The organism is Planococcus circulans, from assembly GCF_020023385.1.
Taxonomy (GTDB): domain Bacteria; phylum Bacillota; class Bacilli; order Bacillales_A; family Planococcaceae; genus Planococcus.
In genome coordinates this window covers 1-26402 of the sequence record NZ_JAIQCL010000013.1, presented here as the reverse complement: position 1 = coordinate 26402, position 26402 = coordinate 1, and the positions used below count along the sequence as shown (strand labels likewise).

The following is a 26402-nucleotide window of genomic DNA, read 5'->3' as shown; positions in this document are numbered from 1 at the left end:
TTTGCAAGGGGTGGATTTGATGAAGATGATTAAATGGTTGGATGAACATCTTGAGGAGTACTTGCTGATTGCTCTCAGCACTTTTACTGTAGTGGTTATTTTCGGACAAGTGTTTATGCGTTATGTCCTAAGCAGTTCTTTGACCTGGTCAGAAGAGATTGCGCGGTACGCCTTTATTTGGATGATTTATATTGGGGTTAGTTATGGAGTGAAAAAAGGGAAGCATCTTGGAGTAGATGCATTCTCCGAACTGTTTCAGGAAAAAGGGAAAATCATATTGGCAATTATCGCGAATGTTTCATTCCTTGTTTTCTCTGCTGTTGTCATTTATTTCGGTTTTGATATCGTGCTGAGAATTACAAGAGAGTCCGCGGCTTTGCAATTGCCAATGGGTTGGGTTTATGCGGCTCCTGTGGCCGGTATGATTCTGACGATGCTGCGTCTTCTACAGAAAACTCTTCATCAAATCAAAGCATTAAGAATGTTGAACGATAATAAGTCGCGGGAGGAAATCATATGACTGCATTTGTGTTATTTGGAAGTTTCTTTTTATTTATGATCCTCACCGTGCCCATCGGGATAGCTCTTGGTTTAGCGGGATTGATCACCGCTGTTTACTCCACCAATATTTCCATCACATTTCTTGTTCAAGGACTAGTGACGTCTACAGACAACTTTGCTTTAATGGCTATTCCTTTTTTTATTCTGGCTGGAGAAATAATGGGGAAAGGGGGCATTTCATTACGACTCTTTGATTTAGCTAATGTATTCGTCGGGCGTTTTACAGGAGGCTTTGCAATGGCGGCGGTTCTGACATGCATGTTTTTTGCGGCTATCTCAGGTTCAGGGCCCGCAACTGTAGCAGCAGTCGGGGGAATCATGATTCCCGCTATGGTAGCTCAAGGTTATGATAAGAAATTTGCCACTGCATTAATTGTCACCGCAGGATCCCTTGGCATTATTATTCCGCCAAGTATTCCAATGGTACTGTATGGCATATCCGGGAATCAATCAATTGGCGATTTGTTCATGGCTGGTATAGTACCCGGCATTTTCATTGGCGTTACTTTAATGGTCTGGTCCTATTTTTATTCTAAAAAGAAAAACTTCAGGGGTTCAGATGAAGTTTTTACAGTGAAGAAAATGGTTGCTGCCCTTAATCGTGCGAAATGGTCGTTGTTGGTGCCGATCATTATATTGGGAGGAATTTACTCGGGTATTTTCACCCCGACAGAAGCTGCTGTAATCGGCGTTGTATATGCGGCTTTTGTAGGGCTGGTTCTGCATAAGGAAATTAAGGTCAAGGATTTCCCAAAGATTATTGCCGATGCAGCAGTCAGTTCCGTGGCTATTTTAATTATTATCGGCACAGCCAATACTTTTGGAACAATATTGACGATGGAGAGAATTCCGCAAGCTCTGGCCGACGCATTCCTTGCCCTTTCCTCTAATACTTTTGTAATCGTCTTATTGATTACCCTGTTACTGTTGCTGATTGGATGTTTCCTCGATACTTCGGCCGCAGTGATTATTTTTACACCAATATTGTTGCCGATTGCAATTGAAATTGGTTTGGATCCCATCTATTTTGGTATTGTGATGATTATCACTCTGTCAATTGGATTCATCACTCCCCCCTTAGGAGTTAATTTGTTCGTGGGATCAGGAATTTCAGGGTTGAGTATGCCGGTCTTGGTGAGGGCTGTTATCCCATTCTTTGTGGTTATGCTAATCAGTTTGGCAATTATCATTCTATTTCCAGACATGTCCTTATTTTTGGTATAGATCCTTTGCCGCTCTTTCAAATTTGAAAGAGCGGTTTTCTCGTCTAGTCAAAATATTTCCCCAACTTATATTTGACCTCACCAGCCGGACAAATTATAGTTGCTATATAAGGCAATAACTAGAAGAATTAATGTACGTGGATACTGTACCGCATAAAGTGAAAGCGCTCTACCAGCACGAAATAATATTTCTTAATACCAGCTTAACAATGGCTTCATAATTCAGCTCTATACTTATCGAGAGTCTTTACATAATAAGTACAAAAAGGCCGTAACAAAAAATGAGGGGGAATTGATATGAAGAAAATCTTTTTTGGTTCGGCATCATTGTGCCTCGCGGCATTTTTAGCGGCATGCGGCGGCGATGACATCGCGACGGAAACGGCACCTGCAGAAAATGGAGAGGGCGTCTCCGGTACCCTTGATTTCTATACGTCTCAGCCGGACGCGGATGCACAGGCTTTGGTGGATGCTTTTAAAGAACAGAATCCAGAAGTGGATGTCAGCATTTTCCGTTCAGGTACTGAAGAAGTCGTCTCGAAAATCCAGGCGGAAAACCAAGGCGGCAATATTCAAGCAGACGTTCTGTTGGTGGCCGATTCAGTGACTTTCGAGAATTTCAAGGCAGAAGAGCTACTGCTGGCGTACGAATCGCCTGAAGCAGAAGCCATCGACGAAGCATTTGTTGATCCGGACGGCACTTATGCTGGCACCAAAATTATGGCAACAGGCCTAATCGTCAACACCAATGAAGTGACAGATGTTCCGACCAGCTGGAGCATCCTCACTGATGAAGCGACTAGCGGACAGGCAGTCATGCCGAGTCCATTGTACTCCGGTGCAGCCGCCTATAACCTGGGCGTAATGACTCGCCAGGACGGCCTCGGCTGGGAATTCTACGAATCGCTTCGTGCCAATGATATTACGATTACGCAAGGGAATGGAGCTGTGCTGGAAAGTGTGGCGACAGGCGAAAAGAATTACGGCATGATCGTCGATTATTTGGCGGCACGCGCTAAGAGTGACGGTTCTCCGGTCGAATTGGTTTATCCGGAAGAAGGCGTCCCGGTCATTACAGAGCCGGTAGGCATTATGGCCAATACTGAAAATGAAGAAGCAGCGAAAGCGTTTGTTGATTTCATTCTTTCAGAAGAAGGTCAGCAATTAGCTTCTGAGCTGGGCTATACACCGATCCGTGAAGGGGTCGAAGCACCAGAAGGTCTGAAGACATTGGATGAGATGACCATTCTCGATGCAGAAGCAGTTGAATTGTTGGAAACACGTGATGAAGACAAAGCACAATTCGGACAGATTTTCGGACAATAGATCAACTTGAATTTCGATGCGAGGAGTTACCGATATGACAGCAAAACAGCCAATGGTTGAAGAGAGAAAGAAGAGGGATTCCTCTTTTTCTCTCTTTTTTCAAAAAAATAGCATCTATAAAGTGATCGGTCTGCTGGTGATTTTCGTGTTTTTCCTGCTGCCGGTGCTGCGGCTCGTCTTTCTGAGTTTTGTAGATGACGGCGCGGTGACGCTGCAATATTACACGGAAATCCTGAGAGAGCCCGCGACCTGGAAGACGGTGCAGAATACCTTGGTCATCGTAGCGGGATCGACAATCCTGGCGCTGGCGCTTGGCGTCTTCTTTTCCTGGATTGTCGCTTATGTCCAGCTGAGCGGAAAAAGGGCGATGCAACTCTTCATCTTCCTGCCATTCGTCATTCCTTCCTATATTACAACGTTGGCCTGGACACAGTTTTTCAGCGCTTCCGGTCCGGTGAACGCGATGCTGTCCTGGCTGCCGGGTAGTCTGGAAGCGCCGAATTTATACAGTATCGGCGGCATTATCCTGCTGCTTGGAATATCGCATTATCCACTAGTGTATTTGTTTACCGTCAACGTATTCCGGAAAATTCCGCGTGAACTGGAAGAAGCAGCTGCAACTAGCGGCCTTTCGAGAAAACGTGCGTTATGGAAAGTCGTTTTGCCCTTGGCGCTGCCCGGCATTGCCAGTGGTGGGTTGATTGCGTTCCTGTCGAACCTGGATAACTTCGGGATACCTGCATTTCTCGGGACACCTGCGAACATCCGGGTCTTAAGCACTTATATTTACGAGCAGGTTGTCGGATTCGGCCCTTCCGCATTTTCGCGGGCGGCTGTGTTGTCTGTTATTCTAGGCGTCATTGCGTTGGTCGGGACGGTATTCCAATGGTTTCTGCTGCGCCGCAGCCGCGTCAATGAGACGAATAGAAGTGATTCGACGCCGCGCATCCATTTATCAGCCGGCAAGCAAAAGTTGTTGGAGATTTCCTTGTGGACTTTTCTGTTGGTAACGAGTTTGATGCCGCTGATCACGATGGGGGCTTTATCGCTCATCTCGGCTTACGGCGTACCTTTCAATCTGGAGAATTTATCGTTGCGGAATTATGAATACGTCTTTTTGACGGATTCCAAGCCTTTATCGGCATTATCGAATAGCCTGCAGTTGGCTTTTTTCACCATGCTGTTGTGTTTAGTGCTTGGGACGGCCATGGCTTATCTGCGCTTTAAACATCCGGACTGGAGCACGAAAGCCGCAGAGCTTTTCATGACCATTCCGTTTGCGCTGCCTGGTACGGTGTTTGCGCTTTGTATGATCTTTATGTGGCTGGAGCCGGTTCCTGGATGGAATCCAGGAATTTATGGCACCGTATGGATCTTATTCATCGCTTATGCCACACGTTTCCTGGTGCTGCAGGTCAGAGGGAGCTATACTGCATTTCTTCAAATAGACCCTTCCATGGAAGAGGCGGCGAGGACTTCAGGCGCAGTCGGCTGGGTGAAGTGGCGGCGGATTTTATTGCCATTGCTGTTTCCAGGCATTCTCAGCGGGGCGTTGCTGGTGTTTCTGATGGCGCTCACTGAATTGACGGTCTCCAGTTTGTTGTGGTCATCCGGCTCTGAAACGGTCGGTGTTGTGATCTTCGGCTACGAGCAGGCGGGCTATTCCACCTATTCAACTGCGTTTTCAACTGTATTGGTGCTGGGCATTCTGCTCGGTGGTGGATTGTTTATGCTGCTTGGCAAGCTTTGGGACAGAAAGGTGCTGAAAACCAAATGATCAAAGTGAATAATGTATCAAAAAAATACGGTTCGTTCACTGCACTCCATTCGATCGACCTGGAAATCGAGGATGGTGAGTTTATTGCGGTGCTGGGTCCTTCCGGATGCGGCAAAACAACTTTATTGAAATTGCTGGCGGGTTTTATGGGACCGACTGACGGGACCATCGAAATGGACGATAAAGTTCTGGCATCGACAAAACGTGTGCTGCCACCTGAAAAGCGCAATATCGGCATGGTGTTCCAATCGTTCGCCTTGTGGCCGCATATGACAGTGGCGGAGCATGTCAAATTTCCACTCAGCTACCATCCGAATAAAATCAAGGAAGGCAAAAAAGAACTTCAGGAGCGGATCGGGGATGTATTGAAGCTGGTCGGCTTGGATGCGCTGGCCGACCGTTACCCGTCAGAGCTCTCAGGCGGCCAAAAGCAGCGTGTTGCACTGGCGCGAGCCATTGCGCCGCTACCGAATCTGCTGCTGATGGACGAGCCGCTGAGTGCGCTGGATGTCGAGCTACGCATGGAGATGCGCAAGGAAATCCAAAAACTGCACCGGGAAACGGAAGCTTCCATCGTTTTTGTGACGCATGACCAGGGAGAAGCGCTGGCCATCGCGGATAAGATCGTCGTCATGAACCAGGGCAGGATTGAGCAGATAGCGCCCCCGGAAGTCCTTTATACACGCCCCGAGACGGAATTCGTTGCGACGTTTGTCGGCAAATGCAATTTGGTGAAAGGGCAATGGCAAAATGACCGATTCGTACCGGCCATCGATCCGAAAAATGTCTGGCCGGACCTCGGTGTGGCAGACAGCTTCAAGAAAAGCGGCATCTATCCTGTTCGGCCGGAACAGTTTTTGCTGATGTCTGCAGAAAATGATGGCCTGCAGGGTGTAGTGTCTTTTGTCCAGTATCAGGGCCATGAAATCCATTATACGGTAGAGGTCGGGGAAGAGACGTGGACCATCCACGAATCGGTTTTTGCCTCACGGTTTAATACAGGTGATGTTGTCGGTATTTCGTTGAAGAATGCCCCGATACAGAATGAATCGCTCGTTCCAAATTAATAAATAATTTCTTCAAGGCCAAATGCAAAAATACTTGCATTTGGCCTTTTTGTTATGGGTACTTTGTGTAACAGAAGTTGAAGTGCTGCGAAAATCCCTTAACTTAAAAATAACTGACTATTCCCACTATTAATAAGAACAAATGTTTGGTATAATAGGTCATATGAAATCAGGTGCGGCAAAAGGAAAACGAAATAAGTAGAGTGGAGAGGAGAGGCATATCTGTCATTCAGTTCGTACATAATCATTTTTTCTGGGGAATCGCTTTAAAATCCATTCTATAACGTAACCCTAAATCAAGAGAAGAAGGTGAGGATTTTGAAGAAAGACAAAAAGTTCCTGCAAAGCAATGACTGGGCCATTGAAGCGACTGGGTTGGTGAAAGTATTTGGCAAAGAGCGCGCGGTCGATGGCGTCGATCTGGCGATCCAAAAAGGGACAGTCTATGGCTTTCTTGGCCCGAACGGAGCCGGTAAAACCACCACCATCCGGATGCTGGCAACACTGCTTCCGGTTGATGCCGGCAGCGCCCGGGTTTTTGGCCATGATTTGGTTTCTGACAGTGCTGCTATCAGGAGGCGCATAAGCCTTACAGGACAGTACGCCTCGATCGATGAAGATTTGACCGGTATCGAGAACCTGATGCTGATTGCCCGGTTGATGGGCTATACACGCAGACAGGCAAAGGTCAGGGCAATTGAATTATTAGAAGCTTTTGGACTGGACCATGCGGCAAAACGTCAGGTGAAAAACTATTCAGGTGGGATGCGTCGGCGCATCGATATTGCGGCCAGTATTGTGGTGACACCGGATTTACTGTTTTTGGATGAACCGACTACCGGACTCGACCCCCGGAGCCGCAACCAGGTCTGGGATATCATCCGTGCGCTGGTCCGTGCGGGGACGACGGTTTTGCTGACGACGCAATACTTGGAGGAAGCCGATCAGCTAGCGGACCAGATCGGCGTGATCCATCACGGCAAAATCATCGCAGAAGGTACCAGCAGTGAGTTGAAGGCATCGGTCGGCCGTGGCACTTTAAATGTCCAACTTGTCCATGCCGAAGACCAGCACCGGGCCAGAACGATACTTGAAGAAAAGCTGGATGCATCCGTTCGCCTAGGTGCGGATTCCACCTCATTGACAGCTCAAGCTGATGATTCTGCACTAGTAGCAGAATCACTGGCCGAATTTGCTCGACAGCATATTGAAGTCAGTGATTTTTCACTGGGACGTCCAAGCCTTGACGAAGTGTTCCTGACGTTGACAGGCCAGTCTGCTGAGCAACAACAAGATTCCGGGGAGGAGATCTTATGACTGTCCATCTGCAAACACGCGAGTCGATGAAGGCCGATACAGGAACCGATGAGCGGCTGCTGCAGGCGATTGCTTCAGGTGCAAGGCCCGAGCCGCCGAATGCCTGGTCCTCAACGATGGCATTTGCATCACGTGCTTTATTGCGCATCAAACATGTTCCTGAACAGATGTTTGATGTCACCGTATTTCCGATCATATTCCTGCTGATGTTCACTTATCTTTTCGGGGGTGCCATCGCAGGCTCGACCACTGACTATCTGCAGTTTCTTCTGCCGGGCATACTGGTCATGACTGTTGCCCAAATTACGATGTACACAGGAATCGATCTGAACAACGACATACGAAAAGGCATCTTTGACAGGTTCCGGACGTTGCCGATTTGGCTGCCGTCTGCCTTAATCGGTGCTTTGCTGGTGGATGTTATCCGCTACTCGATGGCTTCTATTATTATGATTGCACTTGGATTGATGCTTGGCTTTAGGCCGGAGGGCGGTCTATGGGGTGTCGGCTTTGCCATTGTGCTGGTGCTGATTTTTTCATTCAGCCTTTCATGGATTTGGACGACTTTCGGTTTAATCGTACGTTCGGAAAAATCATTGATGATGATCAGTTTCCTTGTCTTGATGCCGCTGACTTTCATCAGCAATGTCTTTGTGGAACCGGATACGCTTCCCACGTGGCTTCAGGGATTTGTAAACAGCAACCCCATTTCAATTCTGGCAACAGCGGTCCGTGGATTTATGCATGGAACGGGAACCTGGCAGCAAGTGGCCGGTGTTCTGCTGGTTTCGGCTATCATGACGGCTATTTTTGCACCGCTCACGATGTATCTTTATCGGAATAAGAAATGACGCGGGAGTGACACGTGATTATGGAATGCTTTTTCTCTGCCAGTATTGACTGAATAGTCTATACTGGAGGCTGATGCGGATATTTATAAAAGCCAATGAGGAGGAAAAGTATATGAAAGTTGCAGTAATCGTAGGAAGCGTACGGAAAGATTCGTTCAACAGAAAATTAGCGGAGTTTGTCCAGAAGCGCTATGGCAGCCGTTTTGAGATGAAGATCCTGGATTTAAGCGTCTTGCCGTTATACAGCCAGGATATCGAGAACAATGAGCCGCAGGAAATCACGGATTTCAAGACCACTGTAAAAAAAGCGGATGCTGTGTTGTGGGTGACGCCTGAATACAACTCGACCATTCCGGGTGTGCTGGGCAATGCCATCGATTGGCTGTCGCGTGTCGATAAAGTGATGATCGGCAAACCATCATGGATCATGGGGGCTTCCATGGGCAATTTAGGGACGGTCAAAGCCCAGATGCATTTGCGTGATATCCTTTTTGCGCCAGGGCTGCAATCGCCTGTACTGATCGGCAATGAAGTCTATATCGGTGCAGTTCATACGAAAATGGATGAAGCAGGGAATATCACAGATGAAGCGACTGTAGCTTTCTTGGATACAGTAGTTGATAATTTCGAGCAGTGGATGAAACGCTTTCGTTAATCGGTTGAAGGGGGAATGACAAATGAAGATCGCCATCTTATCTGATATACACGAAGGTTTGAACCGTAAAAGGTCCGGCTCTGATGTTTTCGGGTTGTTGCAGGAATGGCTGGATCGGCATGAACCTGATGTATTTATCATCAGTGGTGATATGACTTCAGGCCCCGAAAAGAGTCTGGCTCTTTTAAATCGCCTGCAAAGCAGCCTTTCCAAGACCCGGGTCCTTTACGTCCACGGCAACCACGATGTATATCACGAGGATGCTGCTGATGCCTATCATCAGCTGCTGCAGTTTGGTGGCAATCTTGGCAATGGGCCGGTCGACTTGAACGAAGAATGGGTTGTAATCGGTGATGGCGGGTGGTACGACTATACATTCGGTATGGAAGAGTTTACAGATGAACAGTTTTCCACCGGGCAATTCAACAATTCTACTTGGCCGGACAAAATCCATGCCCATTGGCCGGAGAATGATGCGGCAATCACCGGGAAGTATTTAAAAAAGCTGGAGAACTGGCTGATGGCCAATCAGAAAAAGAACATCATCCTGGTCAGTCATTTTGTGCCGTTTGCCCATTTTGTCCAAGTAAAAAACGACCCTGCCTGGGATTTCTTCAATGCCATGATGGGAAATAAGGGCGTCGGGGAGCTGGCTGAAAAATATGGCGTGAAAAAATTGATTTTCGGCCATATCCACACCAGGTATCACGAGGAGTACAAAGGCATCGACTGCATCTGTAATCCACTTGGCTATTTTCCGCATGAATGGGTCCATGATTCCGCACAGGAAGAAATCGGTTCTACGATAAAAGTCATCGAAATCTGATGCATCGCCTCTCTTCTCCATGTTTAATTGCTTCTATTCAAAGGAATAGGAAAGAAAGAACGAATTGGGGAGGCGGTTTTTCTAAATGGATATCTATACCATCGGCCATTCAAGCCACTCACGGGAAGTGTTCGATGCTATGCTGAAAGAAACGGGCATCGAACTCCTGGGAGATGTCCGGGCGTTTCCAGGAAGCCGCAAATGGCCGCAGTTTTCCAAAGATGAATTTCCTGTCTGGCTTGAAGCTGAAGGAATCACTTATGAACACCTTCCGAAACTTGGCGGCAGACGCCGGAAATCGAAAGACGGACAGGAAGACCGCAATGCAGGCTGGCGCAACCAGTCTTTTCACAACTATGCGGATTATACGTTGACGGAAGAATTTCAAGAAGGCATTGAAGAACTGCTGGAGAAAGCGGCTGTCAAACGGACGGCTTACTGCTGTTCGGAACGTCACCCTGCACGTTGCCACCGGTTGCTGATCAGCAATTACCTGACCGCGAATGGTCACCGTGTTTTGCACATCATCGATGGAAAAAATGGAACCGTTGATATTGTTGAGCACAAAGTGGGCATGTGGGGAGCAGAGGCAGTTGTGGATAAGGATGGTACAGTCACTTATCCTGCAGATGGATAAAGAGAATCCGAAATGAATCCACCTATTGAAAAAACCTGCAAGCCTTTTGAAGGCCTGCAGGTTTTTTTCATTTCATAGGTTCATCGGTCCGTGGTAATCTCCGTCAAAGCGGATTTGACCTCAGAATGCGGCTTACGATTTCTTCCCAACCAGACGGCCGAGCAGGAATGCTCCGGCTACCATGCCGATCGCTGCATTGGTCTTTTTGGTGAATACCTGCTTTACGACCAGGTTCAAGTTCTGTGGACGTTCTGCCAGTCTGCGCATGAAATAGCCATACCAGTCTGTCCCGAAAGGAATATATGTACAGAAATTATAGCCCTGTTTGGCAAGCTCCAACTGCATTTCCTTACGGAAGCCGTAAAGCATCTGGAATTCAAATTTTTCGTTTGGAATGTTGTGGTCAACCACAAATTGCTTCACATGTTCGATGACGTTATGGTCATGTGTCGCAATAGAGGTGAATTTGCCATTCACTAAGTGGTATTCGATCAATTCAATGAAGTTGGCATCGATTTCTTCTTTGCTTTGATATGCCACTTCTTCCGGCTCTTTGTATGCGCCTTTGACAATGCGCAACCGGTAATTGCTGTATTTCTTGATATCTTCTTCAGCTCTGATGAAATAGGATTGAATGACCGTCCCAATATTATTGAAGTCTTTCGACAATTCATCCAATAAGTCAAATGAAGGTTGAAGGCGCGCATAGTTTTCCATATCAAAATTGATGAAAATACCATAGTCGGCTGATTTAGCGACAATTTCTTTAATGTTTTCCAAGCAAAAATCATAATCGATATCCAATCCGAGTTGTGACGGCTTTAAGGAAATGTGCGCATCCACTTGATGGTTATGGATGGCATCCACGACACCCAGGATCTGATTTTTAGCTTCCAGTGCTTCTGCTTTGTCGTGGACAAATTCCCCTAGATTATCGATGGTGCAGCTGATGCCTTGTGCATTCAATTCCTTGATGCTGTCAATAGCTTCTTCGATATTGGTTCCGGCTACGACACTGTGGGCGCCCAGCTTGAAGCCGTAGTTTTGTGCTGCTTTATTTAAGAGTTGGTTTTCTGATAGGTGGATGAAGAAATTTTTAACGATCATTTTTTTATTGCCCCAATCTTCTCTGTATTTTTTAACGGAACAAATTGTTGAAAGGATGGAAATGAAGGTATAAATTAAGGAGAAAAAAGTTACCGCAAAATATTTTTGCATTAATAATTATCTCTATCTATAATAATGCAAAAAAATAATGCATTTTGCAATCTTTATTTTTTAAATTTTGAACTTAATACGAGTTTTTGCTGAATTAGAGCCTTGAAAGTGACAATGGCGTGTACAGCTTTCGGAAATGACTGTTTCTGGTAAAATATAATTAAAGGAAAAGGAGATACCACTGGAAGAAAGGGGGAAGCGAATGGGCACAAAATATCTTTTTGAATCACAGCGGCTGGGTTTTAGGTGCTGGAAAGAAAGGGACCGGAATCCGTTCGCAGTTATGACTGCGGATCCGGAAGTGATGCAGTATTTTCCGAAGCCGTTGGCAAAAGAAGAAGCTGCCCGGTTGATTGAGCGATTCGAAACGCATATGGAGGAAAAAGGCTATACAATGTGGGCAGTGGATCGGAAAGAAGATGGAGTGTTTATCGGCTTTATCGGGCTGCTTGAAATAACAATGCCGATTGAAGGACAGGGAGCAGCGGAGATCGGATGGCGGCTGGAGAAACGCTTTTGGAAACAGGGCTACGCTGTCGAAGGGGCGAGAGCCTGTTTAACCTATGCGTTCGGTCCGCTGGGCATGACTCAAGTCTATTCGTTCACTTCGGTGATCAACCAACCCTCTGAAACCGTCATGAAGCGGATTGGAATGACAAAAATAGGCGAGTTCGAGCATCCGAAGCTGGGGCAAGAGAGTCCGTTGAAAAAGCATGTGCTGTACAAAATCAACAGACAAGAAGCGGAAAAATTGATGACTCAGGGGGATGAACGATGAAAAAGCAAGTGCTGGAGACATTCAACGAATTGGCAGGCGTCTATGAAACGATGGAAGACGCGAACAACCTGTACAATACGCAATATGAAAGACCTGCAATGATGCAGCATATTCCGGTTGATCTGGGCGGGCAACGTGTACTCGACGCGGGTTGTTCGGCAGGTTGGTATTCCCGGCAATTAGCCGACAGAGGGGCGCAAGTGACGAGCGTTGACATGAGTCCTGAAATGATCGCTTCCACTAAAAAGCTGATGGGTGAAAATGCTGATGTGCACTGTCTGGACTTGGAAGAACCCTTGCCATTTGAGGACCACAGCTTTGATTTTATCGTCAGTTCGCTGACACTGCATTACTTGAAGGACTGGCCGGCTGTTTTTGCTGAACTCAGTCGGGTATTGAAGCGGGGCGGGAGCTTTTTGTTGTCGATCCATCATCCGTTGACAGATCTTCAGCTTTTGGAGGAATCACAGTATTTTTCCACCGAGCTGATTGTCGATCAATGGAATAAAGCTGGAAAGACCTATCATGTGCCATTTTACAGAAGGCCGTTGAGTGAGGTCCTCAACAATTTGCTTGTTGAATTTTCAATTGAACATGTAACAGAGCCGAAACCCACACAGCTATTCAAGGAACTGGCACCCGAACAATACGGCAGGCTGATGAAAAGCCCGAATTTCCTGATCTTGAAGGCACTTAAAAAGTAAAAAGGCAAAACAAAACCCACTCGATCTGCCGAGTGGGTTTTGTAAGTTCTATTCGTCTTGCTTGCACATGCAGCGTTCGCATTCGTAAATGATTGACTGGTGCTGCTCCTTGATTTCGCATCCGCACTCGCGGCATTCTTTCATTGAGCGTGTCTCATATGTTTTAGTCGTTTTCATAATGATCTCCTCCAATAGGTTAGTTTGGTTTGAATGCCGTGGCGTAGGAATGGATGCTAATCGACAGGTATTGTTCGCTTACTTAGTTGTTGTGAATTGAGCTGTTTCAGTCGAGCCCTTCATAGCTGTAGTTGAGCTTGTTCCACCAGATACGATCTGTGAGATCTCATCGAAGTAGCTTGTCCCAACTTCACGCTGGTGACGTGTTGCTGTGTAGCCTTTCGATTCGTTGGCGAATTCAGCTTGCTGCAGTTTCGAGTATGCCGCCATGCCGTTGTCTTTGTAATCGTGAGCAAGTTCGAACATGCTGTGGTTCAATGAGTGGAAGCCAGCCAGTGTAACGAACTGGAACTTGTAGCCCATCTTGCCAAGTTCAACCTGGTATTTCGCAATTGTTTCTTCATCAAGCTTTGCTTTCCAGTTGAATGAAGGCGAGCAGTTGTAAGCAAGCAATTTGCCTGGGAATTCTGCATGGATTGCATCCGCGAATTGTTGAGCTTCTTCCAGGTTCGGGTGAGAAGTTTCACACCAGACAAGATCCGCATAAGGTGCGTATGCCAGGCCGCGTGCAATAGCTTGGTCGATACCAGCGTTCGTACGATAGAAGCCTTCTGGTGTGCGTTCGCCTGTGATGAAGGCATGGTCGCGTGGATCGATGTCGCTTGTGATCAAGTCAGCTGCATCTGCATCCGTACGCGCGATGATGATGGTCGGTACGCCAAGTACATCAGACGCCAATCGAGCAGAAACCAAATTTCTAATCGCATTTTGAGTTGGAAGCAATACCTTGCCGCCCAAATGTCCGCATTTTTTCTCGGAAGCCAATTGGTCTTCAAAGTGTACGCCAGCAGCGCCTGCTTCGATCATCGCTTTCATCAATTCGTAGACATTCAACGGTCCGCCAAAGCCAGCTTCAGCATCTGCTACGATTGGTGCGAACCAGTCAAAACCTTCTGTACCTTCAACGCCGTCGATTTGATCTGCACGTTGAAGCGCTTGGTTAATTTTCTTTACTACATCTGGTACTGAATTGACAGGGTACAAACTTTGGTCTGGGTACATTTGGCCTGCAGAGTTAGCATCTGCAGCTACTTGCCAGCCGCTCAGGTAGATTGCTTTTAAGCCTGCCTTAACCTGTTGAACTGCCTGGTTACCAGTTAGAGCACCCAAAGCATTTACAAAATCTTCTTCATGAATCGATTTAAACAATCGTTCAGCGCCTTTTCTCGCCAATGTATGTTCTATCTGGATCGAACCGCGAAGTTTTACAACTTCCTCAGCTGTATACGAACGTTCAATGCCGTTCCAGCGTTCGTCCTGTTCCCAGCTTTTATTCAGTTCCTCGATTTGTTGTTGTTTGTTTGTTGTCATGTCATCCATCCCTTTCTGATTTGAGAAATTAATTAACAATCTGTATTAATACAGTTTGTTTTCTTGTTAATTAATATATAACAGAAAGGGAGAGTTGTCTTGAAAAATGGATAAAAGCGAGTATTTGATGATAAAAGCACATATTCAGCGACAAAGGAGTTCGAGTATTCTGACAGGTTGTTGCAATCTAATTTCCTAAAACACCCATAGAAAGTTATGTAGGGGAAAGAGTTGTTATACACGAGCAATAAACCTACAGAGTTATATATAGAAGGAACACAAAAATAGCGGCAGATGAATCCTATGCTTAGGCTGGAGGGAAGAGGGGAATCACCCACAAACTCTATACAGTTCCTTCTATATAATAGAGGCGTTTTGAGGTTGCTGTTTGATTCACCAGTAGAAAGTAAAAAACAGCCGCGGCTTTCTTCAAAGCTGCGGCTGTTTCTATAGATAAATATGCATTTCGAAATTCTTAACGATCCAATCCTTTTCCCATGCCTTTCAGGAAGTTAAGGCCGAACTTGATGGTGCGGTTGATATCAGGATCTCTAAAGGCCTTCAACAGCTGAAACACGCCGAGTTTTTTGCCGTTCTGATTCTGCGTTTCCGCTTCTTTCAAGCCGTTCACGACACTTGAAGCCAGTTTGCCCGTTGACGCGGGGTCAATTGCCGTCAATGCACCGGCAGCACTCATCATGTTATTGATGAGATTGGTCACCGGTTCACGCGTCGCTTGTTCCATCACCACTTCAGCAATGCCTTCTTTTGCTTTGACCATCGCTAGAATCGCATCGAGAACGCCTGCATCGTCCAAATTCCCCGTGATGGCTAACAGTTTATTGAGTGCCTGATCCTGTTCGGCAATCAATGTTTCCAGTTCATAAAGCTTTTGCTGACGGATTTCTTCAGCGGTCCATTCCTTCTTCTTGATCTGCGTTATTGGACTTGCCATAGGACATCACCTTTCTATCGTTGATCTGTCAAATGCACATAGCCTTCACGTGCCCATTTGCGTTCCACTTCAATGCCGGATACTGGCGTCCGTTTCTTATCCCGCGGATTCGATTTTGGCAACGGGCGTTTAACATGATCCTTCAGCACTTCCATACGGACTTTGGTCTGCTTGTAGGCCGGCGTATTGGTCCGTTGATCGACGGCAGGGCCTGTCAGGAAATTGATGGCCGTTTCTTTTTTCGTCGAGTTCATCGGAAGGAACAGTTCGTTTCCTTTCACTCGTTTGGTTACAATGACCGGCAGTTTCAATGCGCCGTAAGGGGAGACAAGTCGGACAGTTGATCCGTCTTCAAGCCCGCGTTCTTTTGCCAGTTGCGGAGATACTTCAACGAAGGTCTCTGGCAGTTTCGAAATGATGCCTCTGGATTTATCGGTCATATTGCCTTCATGGAAATGTTCCAACAGGCGTCCGTTATTGATATGAAGATCATATTCTTCTGGGAAGACAACGGGTTCCACCCAATCGGATAAGGCGAAGCGTGCTTTTTTATCCGGGAAATTAAAGCCATCGACATACAGGAGCGGCGTGCTTTCTCCTTCGAGGCTGCCCCAAAGGAAGCTGTTCCAGCCTTCCATAGAAGCGTAATCCGCTTTCGCGAACAAGGGAGACAGACTGGCCATTTCCGCAAAAATTTCACTTGGATGGCTGTAGTTCCAGCCTGCACCCAGACGATTGGCGATTTCCTGGACAATCCACCAATCCGCTTTTGACTGGCCAAGTTCCGGAAGTGCTTTGTACAGACGCTGGACGCGGCGTTCAGTGTTGGTGAAAGTGCCATCTTTCTCAAGCGATGGCGCTGCCGGAAGAATGACGTCCGCATATTGTGCCGTCCGGGAGAAGAAGATGTCCTGGACTACGAAGAAGTCGAGTTTTGCTAACACTTCATCTACATGGTTGGCGTTGGAATCCACCAAAGCCATATCTTCACCGACGACATACATCGCTTTCATAATGCCTTCGTCAACAGCCTGCAGCATTTGGATATTGTCCATACCCGGCTTGTCATCGATTTTCACGCCATAAGCCCGTTCAAATTTCTGGCGGGCATTGTCATCGGTCACATGCTGATAACCTGGCAGCCACCCTGGCAATGAACCCATGTCGCAGGCGCCTTGCACATTATTGTGGCCGCGAAGCGGGTAAGCGCCTGCACCGGGACGGCGGTAATTGCCTGTTGCCAGCAAAAGATTGGAAATTGCGGCTGATGTATCTGAACCGCCGGTGTTTTGTGTAACGCCCATACCCCAAAGGATACAGGTGCCATCAGCATCACGGATCATTTCAGCTGTGCGGATCAAGATTTCTTTCGACACGCCGCTGCGTTGTTCAGCATATTCCAATGTATATTGGTCAAGCACTTCTTTAAAGTCATTGAAATAATTGACATTGTCATCGATGAACTGCTGATCGTGCCAGCCCTGGTCGATCATGTATTTCGTGACGGCCATAAGCCATACCTGGTCTGTTCCTTGCTTCGGTGTAATGAATATATCCGAACGCTCAGCCATTTCATTTTTACGCATATCGGCCACAATCAATTTCTGGCCGTGCAATTTATGGGCACGTTTGACGCGAGTCGCTAACACGGGATGACCTTCTGCAGGATTGGCTCCTACGATGATGACAAGACCGGCGCTCGCAATGTCTTTGATCGTACCGGCATCGCCACCCATTCCGACTGTGCGGAACAATCCGTCCGTCGCTGGGGACTGGCAGTAGCGTGAGCAATTGTCCACGTTATTCGTTTCAAATACCTGACGGCTCAGCTTTTGGATGATGTAATTGTCTTCATTGGTGATTTTTGAAGAAGAAATGACACCGATGGAATCTTTGCCGTTTTTTTCTTTGATCGTTTTGAATTTTGAAGCGACCAGATCAAGCGCCTCTTCCCAGCTGGCTTCAACGAACTCGCCATTTTTTCGGATCAGGGGAGTGGTGATGCGCTCTTCGCTGTTGACGAAATCCCAGCCGAATTTGCCTTTCACACAAGTGGAAATCGCATTTGCCGGAGCTTCTGAAACCGGCTGGATCTTCAGGATTTCGCGGTCTTTTGTCCAAATTTCAAATGAACAGCCGACGCCGCAAAATGTGCAGACGGTTTTGGTCTTTTTCGTCCGTGTTTCACGCATCTTAGCTTCAGCGTCGGATACAGCCATGATGCCGCTGTATCCTGGTTCAACATCTTTCACCAAGTCAATCATCGGCTGAAGGATCTTTTCAGGAATGGCAGTCATGAAGCCCGCTTCGCCAAGCATCGACGTTTCCATCAATGCATTGCATGGGCAGGCGGTAACGCATTGGCCGCAGCTGACGCAGGAAGAATCATTGATTTTGGCGCCGCCATCCCATAGGACGATCGGCCGGTCGCGTGACCAGTCCATTGTCAGCGTTTCATTGACCTGCAGGTTCTGGCAGACTTCTACGCATTGGCCGCAGGCGATGCACTGGTTCGGATCGTAGCGGTAGAAGGGGTTGGTCAAATCGACTTCATCGACTGTACATTTCGGTTCAAACGGATATTTTTGATGCTCGATCTCCATCATGTCGACGGTATTATGGACTTTGCAATTGCCGTTGTTATTATCGCAGACTGTACAGTACAGCAAATGGTTTTCGAGAATCCGGTCCATGGCTTCGGTCTGCGCTTCTTTGGCGCGAGGGGAAGCCAGTTGAACTTCCATTCCAGCGGTTGCCGGAGTCGAGCAGGCGCGCACAAGCTTTCCGTCAACTTCGACGATGCATGTATCGCAGGTCTTGATCGGATCGACTTCAGGCATATAACAGATTTGCGGGTGAAGAATTTTTTCTTCGTTCAGCACCTGTAAAATGGTTTTCCCCTGTTCGAATTCGACAGGTGAGCCGTTAATTTTGATGGACATGTCAAAACCTCCTTTTTGGGAATAAAAAAATCCACTATGAAGAACACACTTGACAAGTGCATCTGTTTCATAGTGGAATAGTGTCTTAACAGGACTTGTTAAATGACCAATCCAACCGTATAGGGTAAAGTGAAAGCGCTGCCGCATCAAAGTACGGCAAGACCAACATATGCTATTATTATAAACAGTAAAATGGAGATGCACAACCAGAAGTTCAAATAGTCAAAAAAAACGAGTCCGAAAGAGGAGAAGATCCATATGTCCAGACAGATCCATGAGTTCAATGACATCATTCGAAAGCTGCGGAAAAACCTTTTCGGTAAAGGGCCGGAGCGCATCCAGACGATCTTTGTAAATGACATGGCCATCGCAACTTTGTATGGAAACCTGAGTCCTTCAGAACAGTTTATCGCCAGAACACCGGAAGGCAGGGAGATGGTGCACGCTGCACGGACGCGGATGATCCAGAGCGTCTATGCCACAGCTGCTCCGGAAGGTATGGAGAAACTGGTCGGCGCGAAATTCGTCCATCTGTTTTCGGATATCAAAGTTGAAGATGATATTGCAGTATCTGTCTTTCTTTTCGACCGGCCAATTGATAAGAGCGGCGAAGGGGGAGGCAAATCGGATGCAGCAAGATAAAACACGTAAAATCCTCCGTTACGAGAAGGGGGCATTTACTGAAAAAGAAGACCAAGTGGTAGTCGAACAGCCTGCCACCATCAAAATCAACGGTAAGGAATTCATCACCATCGTCTGTTCTCCTGAAAACATGGAAGAGATGGCAATCGGTTTTTTGGTTTCTGAGCGTATCATCCCCAATTACCGGGACATCCAGGAAATCCGGGTGGATGAAAAGAATGGAACGGTTCATGTTACCGCTGAAAAAGTCTATCCGTTTTTCGAGCAGCTTCAGAATAAACGGTTCATCAGTTCCTGTTGTGGCATGAGCCGCCAGGGATTTGTCTTTGCGCATGACGCCATGATCGCCAAGAAAATGTCCGATGTCCGGGTGACACTGACCCCGAAAAACTGTTTTCAGCTGATGGATGACATGTCAGCTTCAGCGGAGATGTTCAAGCAGACGGGCGGCGTCCACAATGCGGCGCTCTGTGACGCAAACGGCATCATCGTTTCGCGGATGGATATCGGCAGACATAACGCATTGGACAAAATCTATGGGCATTGCTTGATGAACAAGATCGATGTCCGCAACAAAGTCATCGTTTTCAGTGGTCGGATTTCTTCTGAAATTCTACTCAAGGTCGCAAAGATCGGCTGTGAAATCGTTTTGTCGAAATCAGCTCCGACAGAACTGGCATTGACACTGGCTGATGAGTTGGGAATCACGGCAGTCGGCTTTATCCGCGGTGGATCGTTTAATCTATACACGCATCCAGAACGGATTGTCACGGAAGAAACTTCCGGTTTGATGAAAAATAAAATCAGGTGACAAAAAAAGGGATGGGTGCTATGCTTCTAATCGTCTTACTATTCAGTAAGCTGATATGGCCATATGCCCTAATATTTCCAACTGAAGATGCCCGGATTTAAGTGATCCTTCCGCCCTTTAAATCCTGAATTTTCCGCCTTCTTCACATGGTGAATATTAGCCTAAAAAAAGATAAAACTAATGGTTTCGAAGCCTGGAACCATTTTATATATGCTTTTATTATTGACAACAGGAGGTTAGGGGAAGATGAAAAAGAAGCCGAAAAACAGATGGTTGATTGCATTATCTGCAGTTGGGATACATATTTCAATCGGTTCTGTATATGCATGGAGCAATTTTACGAATCCATTGATCGACCAGTTTGGATGGTCCACCAGCCAAGTGCAATTGACATTCAGTATCGCCATCCTGTTCCTGGGATTGTCAGCCGCCTTTTTCGGCAGCTTTGTTGAAAAGTATGGACCGCGAAAAGCGGGACTTGTAGCAGCATTTTTCTTTGGGATCGGAATTATCGGCTCGGGATTTGCTGTAAGCGCTTCCTCTTTGCCGATGCTCTATGTTTTTTACGGAGCACTCGGCGGAATCGGGCTTGGAATCGGCTATATCGCACCGGTTTCAACTCTGGTAAAATGGTTCCCGGACCGCCGTGGCTTAGCCACTGGTCTTGCAATCATGGGCTTTGGCTTCGCTGCAGCCATCAGCAGCCCGATCATGGAAATGCTCATCACTTCTGTCGGAGTGGAACAGACATTTTATATTCTAGGTGCTGCCTATTTAACCATCATGGTCCTGTCATCTCTGTACCTTGAAAAACCGGAAGAAGGCTGGGCGCCTGCAGGCTTTGAAGAAAAGGTCAACAGTGGCAAAGCAGAACGGAAAATCGATTTGTCACAGCTGACAGCCAATGAAGCGGTTAAAACAAAGCGCTTTTATTATCTATGGTTCATGCTGTTCATCAATGTAACTTGCGGCATCGCAATCTTATCTGCCGCAAAACCGATGGCTATCGACAGCATCGGCATGACCACTGTTCAAGCGGCAGCGCTAGTCGGTGTTCTCGGAATCTTTAACGGCCTCGGCCGTCTTGGATGGGCTGCAGTTTCCGATTATATCGGACGCCCGAATACCTATACTGCCTTCTTTGTGATCCAGATCGCGTTATTCGCGTTATTGCCATTCACGACCAACGCGATTTTCTTCCAAATTATGCTGGCAATCATCTACACTTGCTACGGCGGTGGGTTCGCTTCGATTCCAGCATATATCGCAGATATTTTCGGTACCAAGCAGCTCGGAGCAATTCACGGCTATATCCTGACTGCCTGGGCAGCAGCGGGACTGGCTGGACCGTTATTCGCTGCATTCATGAAGGATAAAACCGGAAGCTACGAAAGCAGCCTGCTGTTCTTCGCCGGCCTATTTGTTATAGCCTTGGTAATCTCTTTAGTCATTCGTCTCGATGTCCGCCGGATCCGGGCCAAGAATGCAGAAATCAAAGTACCTGTTGCACCTGAAGTCGCCAGCGATTAAAGTGGAACGGCCAATTGAATGAGAAAACAATTCCTTCAATAAGTAAAAGATGGACACAATTCCTGAAAAAGCCTTGAATGCGTCATTTCTCAAGGCTTTTTTTGTTTTATTCCTAAACGGCGGTTTGACAGCCTACTTAGGTTTGTATAAGTTTAATACGATAAGGACTATACTTAAGAAGAGAAAGACAGACAGATGGCGCATGAAAATATACATAGGAAAAACTCACGTTTTTTTGGAGAGAAAAACGAACTTGAAGGAGATGGACTACAATGGTTGAGAAACGCAATCCGATTCCTGTCGCCGAAGCGGTCAAGAAAGTATTGGATCATGCTTTTCCGCTGGGCACTGAAACGGTGGAATTGGAAGAAAGCTATGGCCGCATTTTGGCTGAACCGATAGTTGCTTCAAGTGATGTACCGCCGTTCAACCGGTCTCCTTATGACGGCTACGCAATCCGTTCTATGGATTCCAGTGGAGCGTCAGGAGATAACCGGATCGGCTTCACCGTGATCGATCATATCGGAGCGGGTGAAGTATCAGCCAAAAAGTTGGGCGCGGGTGAGGCAATCCGGATCATGACCGGAGCGCAGCTGCCGGAAGGCGCTGATGCAGTCGTAATGTTCGAACAGACGGTGGAGTCAACGGACAGCATCACTATCCGTAAGCCGTTTGAAGCTTTGGAAAATGTCTCTTTGCAGGGAGAGGATCTCCGGCAAGGCGAAATGGTCATCGACAGCGGCAGCTTGATCAATCCTGGAACCATCGCGCTACTTGCAACTTTCGGCTATCCACAGGTATCAGTGGCTAAACAACCGATTGTGGGCATCCTGTCCACCGGAACCGAATTACTGGAGGTTGGAGATGCACTGGTGCCTGGAAAAATACGCAACAGCAATGGACCGATGATTGTGGCGCAGTTGAGGCGGATGGGCTTCCGCTGCAAAATGTACGGCATGTCGATCGACCGATTGGATGAAAGTTATGAAGTGGTCAAAAAAGCAGCTGAAGAGACCGATTGCCTGATCACTACAGGTGGGGTTTCCGTCGGCGATTTTGACTTTCTGCCCGCAATCTACGAACGGCTCGGAGCTGAGGTGTTGTTCAATAAAGTGGCGATGCGCCCTGGAAGTGTGACGACCGTTGCGGTGGCGAACGGACGTTATCTGTTCGGTTTGTCCGGCAATCCGTCCGCTTGTTTTACGGGCTTTGAATTGTTTGTTCGCCCGGCGCTCTTGAAGATGATGGTAGCCCGCAAACTTTATTTGCCGCACACGACAGCGGTGTTGGGAGAGGATTTCACCAAAGCCAATCCGTTCACCCGCTTTATCCGTGCCACATATGATGGGGAAACAGCAACGCCGGCTGGATTCAATAAGTCGAATGCTGTATCATCTATCGCACGAGGCAATGCGTTGATCGTCCTTCCAGGCGGTACACGCGGTTTCCAGGCGGGCGATGCAGTTGATGTGCTGCTTCTGGGCATGGAAGAAGGGTCTGGCAAATGGAAACTGTAAAAGTGCTGCAGGTGGTCGGCTTCAAGAACAGCGGTAAAACTACACTTACTTTAGATTTGCTCAAACAGGCAAAAAATAGAGGAAAGACTGTTTCCACCATTAAGCATCATGGCCACGGAGGTTCACTTGAGCTGCCGTCCGCACAAACTGACAGCATGCGATCATTTGAAGCGGGGGCTGATTGTTCCATTGCTTTTGGCGGTGGAGTCGTTCAACTGCATCAGCGAAAACAAAAAGCGACACTGGATGAACTGATTGCTCTTGCATCGATGGGGAATCCGGACTTGATTTTAGTGGAAGGCTTCAAAGAAGCTGATTATGAAAAAATCGTTTTGCTGCGCTCAGCCGAAGATTGGGTGGAGCTTCAACAGTTAAAACAGATCGCATTAGTGGTCACGCAGGAAATATTGGGACTGGACAAGATTCCAATGGTTCTGCAGAATGACAGTAAGCGAATGCAATCTTGGTTTATTAATTGGATGGATGGTGACAGAAATGAAAACATTTGAAATAGTGACAGAAGCGATCAATCCTCAACTGTATGCAGATATAGTGCTGCGGCCTGAAGCGGGTGCAGTAACTTTATTTACCGGACATGTCCGTGAATGGACAAAAGGAGTACGAACGCTGCATTTATCGTATGAAGCCTATGTGCCGATGGCAGAGAAGAAACTGGCTCAGATCGGCGAAGAAATCGAAGAGCGCTGGGAAGGGACGAAAGTGGCGATTGCCCACCGCATTGGAGAGTTGCAGATCAGCGATATCGCAGTTGTTATCGCCGTTTCGTCGCCGCACCGGAAAACAGCTTACGAGGCGAATGAATACGCCATTGAACGCATAAAAGAAATTGTGCCGATCTGGAAAAAGGAAATATGGGAAGACGGCGAAGAATGGATCGGCGACCAGAAGAAAAAACCGGAAGGGGAATTGACATGATCAGCTTGCGTTATTTTGCTGGACTCCGGGAACAGACCGGAGTTACCGAAGAACAAGTGGATATGGCCGGACGGACAGTAGCGGAACTTTGGGAATGGGCAACCGAAAAATACCCGGATTTCCTTTCAGGAGCTGCACGCGTTGCGGTTAATGAAGAATACGCATTGCCGACGGATGTTTTGGAAGCTGGAGATATCGTGGCTTTTATCCCGCCGGTAAGCGGGGGATGAATTCGACAGTAGGCATCCTTCTGGCTGGCGGACTATCACGCCGTTATGGTTCACCTAAAGCCTTTGCATCCGTTGATGGAGAGATGTTTTATGAACGTGCATACAAGGCTTTGGCTGGTGCCTGTGATCATGTGGTCATTATTTCCAGACCGGAGCTGGTCGCTCGTTTTTCACCTGAAGTGGACGTCATCACAGATCTCGACTGGATTGCAGGAGAGGGGCCTTTAGCTGGAATCCTGTCAGGAATGTCTGCAAGACGCGCCCGGAAGTACGTGGTGCTGCCTTGTGATATGCCTTTTGTAGGGCCAGATGAAACGGCGAAACTGATGGCCTTGGCCGACAGTTCGGCCGACATTACAGCAGTAAGAAATTCAGCTGAAAAAATCCCATTGTTCAGCATTTGGGATATTCGAGTCAAAGAACAGTTGCAGCAGGAGTTGGAAGCTGGCCAATTGCGCGTCATGAAGTTTATGGAACAAGTAACTACCGAGTGGATCGATTCATCACAGATTCATGAAGATCCGCTCGTTTTTCGCAACCTGAATCAGCCCGATGACTAAAAGAGGGGGTGGCGTAATGGCCATTAAACCAATAGAGGACCAGTTTCAACGTCCAATACGGGATCTGCGGATTTCGGTTACCGATCGCTGCAATTTCCGTTGTTCCTATTGCATGCCAAAAGAAGTTTTCGGTGATGATTATGCATTTTTGCCAAAACAGGAATTACTGTCATTTGAAGAAATCCATCGCTTGACTAAGATTTTTGTGGCGATGGGTGTCAAAAAGATCCGGCTTACAGGCGGTGAACCACTCATGCGCCGAGGATTGCCTGAACTTGTCGAGAAAATCCTTTCGGTTGAAGGTGTGGAGGATATCGGCTTGACGACGAATGGCCTGCTGCTGGGAAATCAGGCGCAGGCACTTTACGATGCAGGTCTGCGGCGCTTGAACATCAGCCTGGATGCGCTTGATCCTGAGCTTTTCGGCAAACTGAACGGCAGAGGGGTCGATCCATCACATATCCTGAAGCAAATTGACTTTGCCCAACAGGTCGGCTTTGAAATCAAAGTGAATATGGTCGTCCAAAAGGATGTCAATGAACAGGAAATCCTTCCTATGACAGCGTATTTCAAAGAGCGGGGTATTACATTGCGCTTCATCGAATTCATGGATGTCGGTAATGACAATGGCTGGAGCTTCAAGAAAGTCGTGACGAAAAAACAGATTCTTGAGAAGCTGCAGACAGTCTACAAGCTGGATTCTGTCGATAAGGATTATTACGGCGAAGTGGCCAAGCGCTACCGTTTTGAAGAAGGGGATGCTCAAATCGGATTCATCACCTCCGTTTCGGAATCCTTCTGTTCCTCCTGTACACGTGCCCGTCTTTCATCAGACGGCAAATTCTACACATGTTTGTTCGCTACCGGCCATTTCGATATTCGTGAATTGATACGGAGTGGCTTGAGCGATGAGGAGTTATTGGAGAGAATATCTGCTGTTTGGGAGCGAAGGGATGACCGCTACTCAGATGAACGCACGGAGTTGACAGCGAAAAACCGCAATAAAATCGGCATGTCCTATATCGGCGGATAGTCCATCCGAACATGAAAAAGGCGATTCCTGTATTCTCAGGAATCGCCTTTTTGGGTTGTAGTTAAGTTGAAAAGTCTATATCGTCCAGATAGAGAATGGAACGGATCTATTACGTCTTATCTTTCTTCAACCGGCACATATGTCTGCATGCCAGGCCCGATGTATTCCGCGCGCGGGCGGATCAGGCGGTTATTCGCATACTGCTCAAGGATGTGAGCCAGCCAGCCGGATGTGCGGGAAACCGCAAAGATCGGCGTGAACAGGTCATGTTCGATGTTCAGGCTGTGGTAGACCGAAGCCGAGTAGAAATCCACGTTCGGCGGAAGGTTTTTCTGGCCTGTGACGATGTCGTCGATTTTCACCGACATGTCGTACCATTTTTCTTCGCCGCGGATCTTCGTCAGTTTCTGGGACATTTCACGCAGATGCTTCGCACGCGGGTCGCCCTTGCGGTAGACGCGGTGGCCGAAGCCCATGATCTTCTCTTTGTTCGCCAATTTTTCCGTGATGACCTTCTCTACGTTGTCGACCGAGCCGATTTCCGTCAGCATCTTCATCACTTGTTCATTGGCGCCGCCGTGAAGCGGGCCTTTCAAGGCGCCGATGGCCGCTGTCACGCCGGAATAGACGTCAGATAGCGTTGCCACTGCCACACGCGCCGTGAACGTCGAGGCGTTCAATTCATGGTCGGCATGGAGCACAAGGGCTTTGTTGAATGCTTCCTCTTCGATCGCTTCCGGCAATTCGCCGGACAGCAT

27 protein-coding genes are annotated in these 26402 nt (G+C 47.4%); 21 read left to right on the top strand and 6 right to left on the bottom strand.

Going from position 1 to position 26402, the window contains the following annotated elements:
- Positions 1-19: 19 nt before the first annotated feature.
- The 10 genes from K8U60_RS17085 to K8U60_RS17040 all read left to right on the top strand — a co-directional run bounded on the left by K8U60_RS17085 (position 20) and on the right by K8U60_RS17040 (position 10240).
- A complete protein-coding gene (locus tag K8U60_RS17085) occupies positions 20-520 on the top strand; it encodes a TRAP transporter small permease (RefSeq protein ID WP_223643000.1) in 501 nt (166 codons plus the stop codon).
- A complete protein-coding gene (locus tag K8U60_RS17080) occupies positions 517-1785 on the top strand; it encodes a TRAP transporter large permease (protein ID WP_223642998.1) in 1269 nt (422 codons plus the stop codon). Before K8U60_RS17085 ends, K8U60_RS17080 begins: the two co-directional genes overlap by 4 nt.
- Before the next feature lie 296 nt (positions 1786-2081).
- Entirely contained in the window at positions 2082-3110 is a 1029-nt protein-coding gene (locus K8U60_RS17075) for an ABC transporter substrate-binding protein (protein WP_223642996.1), read from the top strand.
- A gap of 34 nt (positions 3111-3144) precedes the next feature.
- Complete coding sequence (locus tag K8U60_RS17070; RefSeq protein ID WP_223642994.1) at positions 3145-4887, top strand: ABC transporter permease; 1743 nt, start codon at positions 3145-3147, stop codon at positions 4885-4887.
- Positions 4884-5954, top strand: a complete 1071-nt coding sequence (locus K8U60_RS17065) for an ABC transporter ATP-binding protein (protein ID WP_223642992.1) — start codon at positions 4884-4886, stop codon at positions 5952-5954. The genes K8U60_RS17070 and K8U60_RS17065 overlap by 4 nt, the downstream gene beginning before the upstream one ends.
- 318 nt (positions 5955-6272) lie before the next feature.
- Entirely contained in the window at positions 6273-7271 is a 999-nt protein-coding gene (locus tag K8U60_RS17060) for an ATP-binding cassette domain-containing protein (RefSeq protein ID WP_263298723.1), read from the top strand.
- Complete coding sequence (locus K8U60_RS17055) at positions 7268-8122, top strand: ABC transporter permease (protein WP_223642988.1); 855 nt, start codon at positions 7268-7270, stop codon at positions 8120-8122. The genes K8U60_RS17060 and K8U60_RS17055 overlap by 4 nt, the downstream gene beginning before the upstream one ends.
- Positions 8123-8234: 112 nt before the next feature.
- Complete coding sequence (locus K8U60_RS17050) at positions 8235-8777, top strand: NADPH-dependent FMN reductase (protein ID WP_223642986.1); 543 nt, start codon at positions 8235-8237, stop codon at positions 8775-8777.
- Positions 8778-8799: 22 nt separating this feature from the next.
- Positions 8800-9603 (top strand): metallophosphoesterase, encoded by an 804-nt coding sequence (locus K8U60_RS17045; protein WP_223642984.1) that lies wholly within the window; start codon positions 8800-8802, stop codon positions 9601-9603.
- An 85-nt stretch (positions 9604-9688) separates the two neighbouring features.
- A complete protein-coding gene (locus K8U60_RS17040) occupies positions 9689-10240 on the top strand; it encodes a DUF488 domain-containing protein (protein WP_223642982.1) in 552 nt (183 codons plus the stop codon).
- 132 nt (positions 10241-10372) lie between these two features.
- Here K8U60_RS17040 and K8U60_RS17035 read toward each other — a convergent pair whose 3' ends face one another.
- Positions 10373-11347 carry a proline dehydrogenase family protein gene (locus K8U60_RS17035; protein WP_223642980.1) on the bottom strand — a complete coding sequence of 325 codons (975 nt, stop codon included), beginning with the start codon at positions 11345-11347 and terminating at the stop codon, positions 10373-10375.
- 313 nt (positions 11348-11660) lie between these two features.
- On the opposite strand from K8U60_RS17035, the gene K8U60_RS17030 reads away from it, so the two are divergent.
- Positions 11661-12236, top strand: a complete 576-nt coding sequence (locus K8U60_RS17030) for a GNAT family N-acetyltransferase (protein ID WP_223642978.1) — start codon at positions 11661-11663, stop codon at positions 12234-12236.
- On the top strand, positions 12233-12940 hold the full coding sequence (locus tag K8U60_RS17025; RefSeq protein WP_223642976.1) for a class I SAM-dependent methyltransferase: 708 nt from the start codon (positions 12233-12235) through the stop codon (positions 12938-12940). The genes K8U60_RS17030 and K8U60_RS17025 overlap by 4 nt, the downstream gene beginning before the upstream one ends.
- Before the next feature lie 48 nt (positions 12941-12988).
- Here the strand turns inward: K8U60_RS17025 and K8U60_RS17020 are convergent, their stop codons facing one another.
- The 4 genes from K8U60_RS17020 to fdhF form a co-directional block, all read right to left on the bottom strand.
- The gene (locus K8U60_RS17020; RefSeq protein ID WP_223642974.1) at positions 12989-13117 is read right to left on the bottom strand and encodes a YhfH family protein; all 129 of its coding nucleotides are present in this window, start codon (positions 13115-13117) and stop codon (positions 12989-12991) included.
- 78 nt (positions 13118-13195) lie between these two features.
- Positions 13196-14488, bottom strand: a complete 1293-nt coding sequence (gene aceA, locus K8U60_RS17015; protein WP_223642972.1) for an isocitrate lyase — start codon at positions 14486-14488, stop codon at positions 13196-13198.
- A gap of 475 nt (positions 14489-14963) precedes the next feature.
- Positions 14964-15443, bottom strand: coding sequence for a helical membrane plugin domain-containing protein (locus tag K8U60_RS17010; protein ID WP_223642970.1), 480 nt, complete (start codon positions 15441-15443; stop codon positions 14964-14966).
- A gap of 14 nt (positions 15444-15457) precedes the next feature.
- Positions 15458-18385, bottom strand: a complete 2928-nt coding sequence (gene fdhF, locus K8U60_RS17005; RefSeq protein WP_223642968.1) for a formate dehydrogenase subunit alpha — start codon at positions 18383-18385, stop codon at positions 15458-15460.
- 258 nt (positions 18386-18643) lie between these two features.
- Here fdhF and K8U60_RS17000 point away from each other — a divergent pair, with 258 nt between their 5' ends.
- From K8U60_RS17000 to moaA, 9 genes are all read left to right on the top strand, one after another.
- Positions 18644-19027: a Na-translocating system protein MpsC family protein gene (locus K8U60_RS17000; protein WP_223642966.1), complete on the top strand. Its 384-nt coding sequence runs from the start codon at positions 18644-18646 to the stop codon at positions 19025-19027.
- Entirely contained in the window at positions 19014-19838 is an 825-nt protein-coding gene (gene fdhD, locus K8U60_RS16995) for a formate dehydrogenase accessory sulfurtransferase FdhD (protein ID WP_223642964.1), read from the top strand. The genes K8U60_RS17000 and fdhD overlap by 14 nt, the downstream gene beginning before the upstream one ends.
- 246 nt (positions 19839-20084) lie before the next feature.
- The gene (locus K8U60_RS16990) at positions 20085-21368 is read left to right on the top strand and encodes an L-lactate MFS transporter (RefSeq protein WP_223642962.1); all 1284 of its coding nucleotides are present in this window, start codon (positions 20085-20087) and stop codon (positions 21366-21368) included.
- Between the two features lie 272 nt (positions 21369-21640).
- On the top strand, positions 21641-22885 hold the full coding sequence (locus K8U60_RS16985) for a molybdopterin molybdotransferase MoeA (protein WP_223642960.1): 1245 nt from the start codon (positions 21641-21643) through the stop codon (positions 22883-22885).
- On the top strand, positions 22873-23394 hold the full coding sequence (gene mobB / locus K8U60_RS16980) for a molybdopterin-guanine dinucleotide biosynthesis protein B (RefSeq protein ID WP_223642958.1): 522 nt from the start codon (positions 22873-22875) through the stop codon (positions 23392-23394). The genes K8U60_RS16985 and mobB overlap by 13 nt, the downstream gene beginning before the upstream one ends.
- On the top strand, positions 23381-23821 hold the full coding sequence (locus K8U60_RS16975; protein WP_223642956.1) for a molybdenum cofactor biosynthesis protein MoaE: 441 nt from the start codon (positions 23381-23383) through the stop codon (positions 23819-23821). The genes mobB and K8U60_RS16975 overlap by 14 nt, the downstream gene beginning before the upstream one ends.
- Positions 23818-24051, top strand: a complete 234-nt coding sequence (gene moaD / locus K8U60_RS16970) for a molybdopterin converting factor subunit 1 (protein WP_223642954.1) — start codon at positions 23818-23820, stop codon at positions 24049-24051. Before K8U60_RS16975 ends, moaD begins: the two co-directional genes overlap by 4 nt.
- Positions 24048-24611 (top strand): molybdenum cofactor guanylyltransferase, encoded by a 564-nt coding sequence (locus tag K8U60_RS16965; protein ID WP_223642952.1) that lies wholly within the window; start codon positions 24048-24050, stop codon positions 24609-24611. The genes moaD and K8U60_RS16965 overlap by 4 nt, the downstream gene beginning before the upstream one ends.
- 16 nt (positions 24612-24627) lie before the next feature.
- Entirely contained in the window at positions 24628-25644 is a 1017-nt protein-coding gene (moaA, locus tag K8U60_RS16960; RefSeq protein WP_223642950.1) for a GTP 3',8-cyclase MoaA, read from the top strand.
- A gap of 116 nt (positions 25645-25760) precedes the next feature.
- Here the strand turns inward: moaA and K8U60_RS16955 are convergent.
- On the bottom strand, positions 25761-26402 hold a 642-nt coding region (locus tag K8U60_RS16955; RefSeq protein WP_317851937.1), incomplete at its 5' end, for a citrate/2-methylcitrate synthase.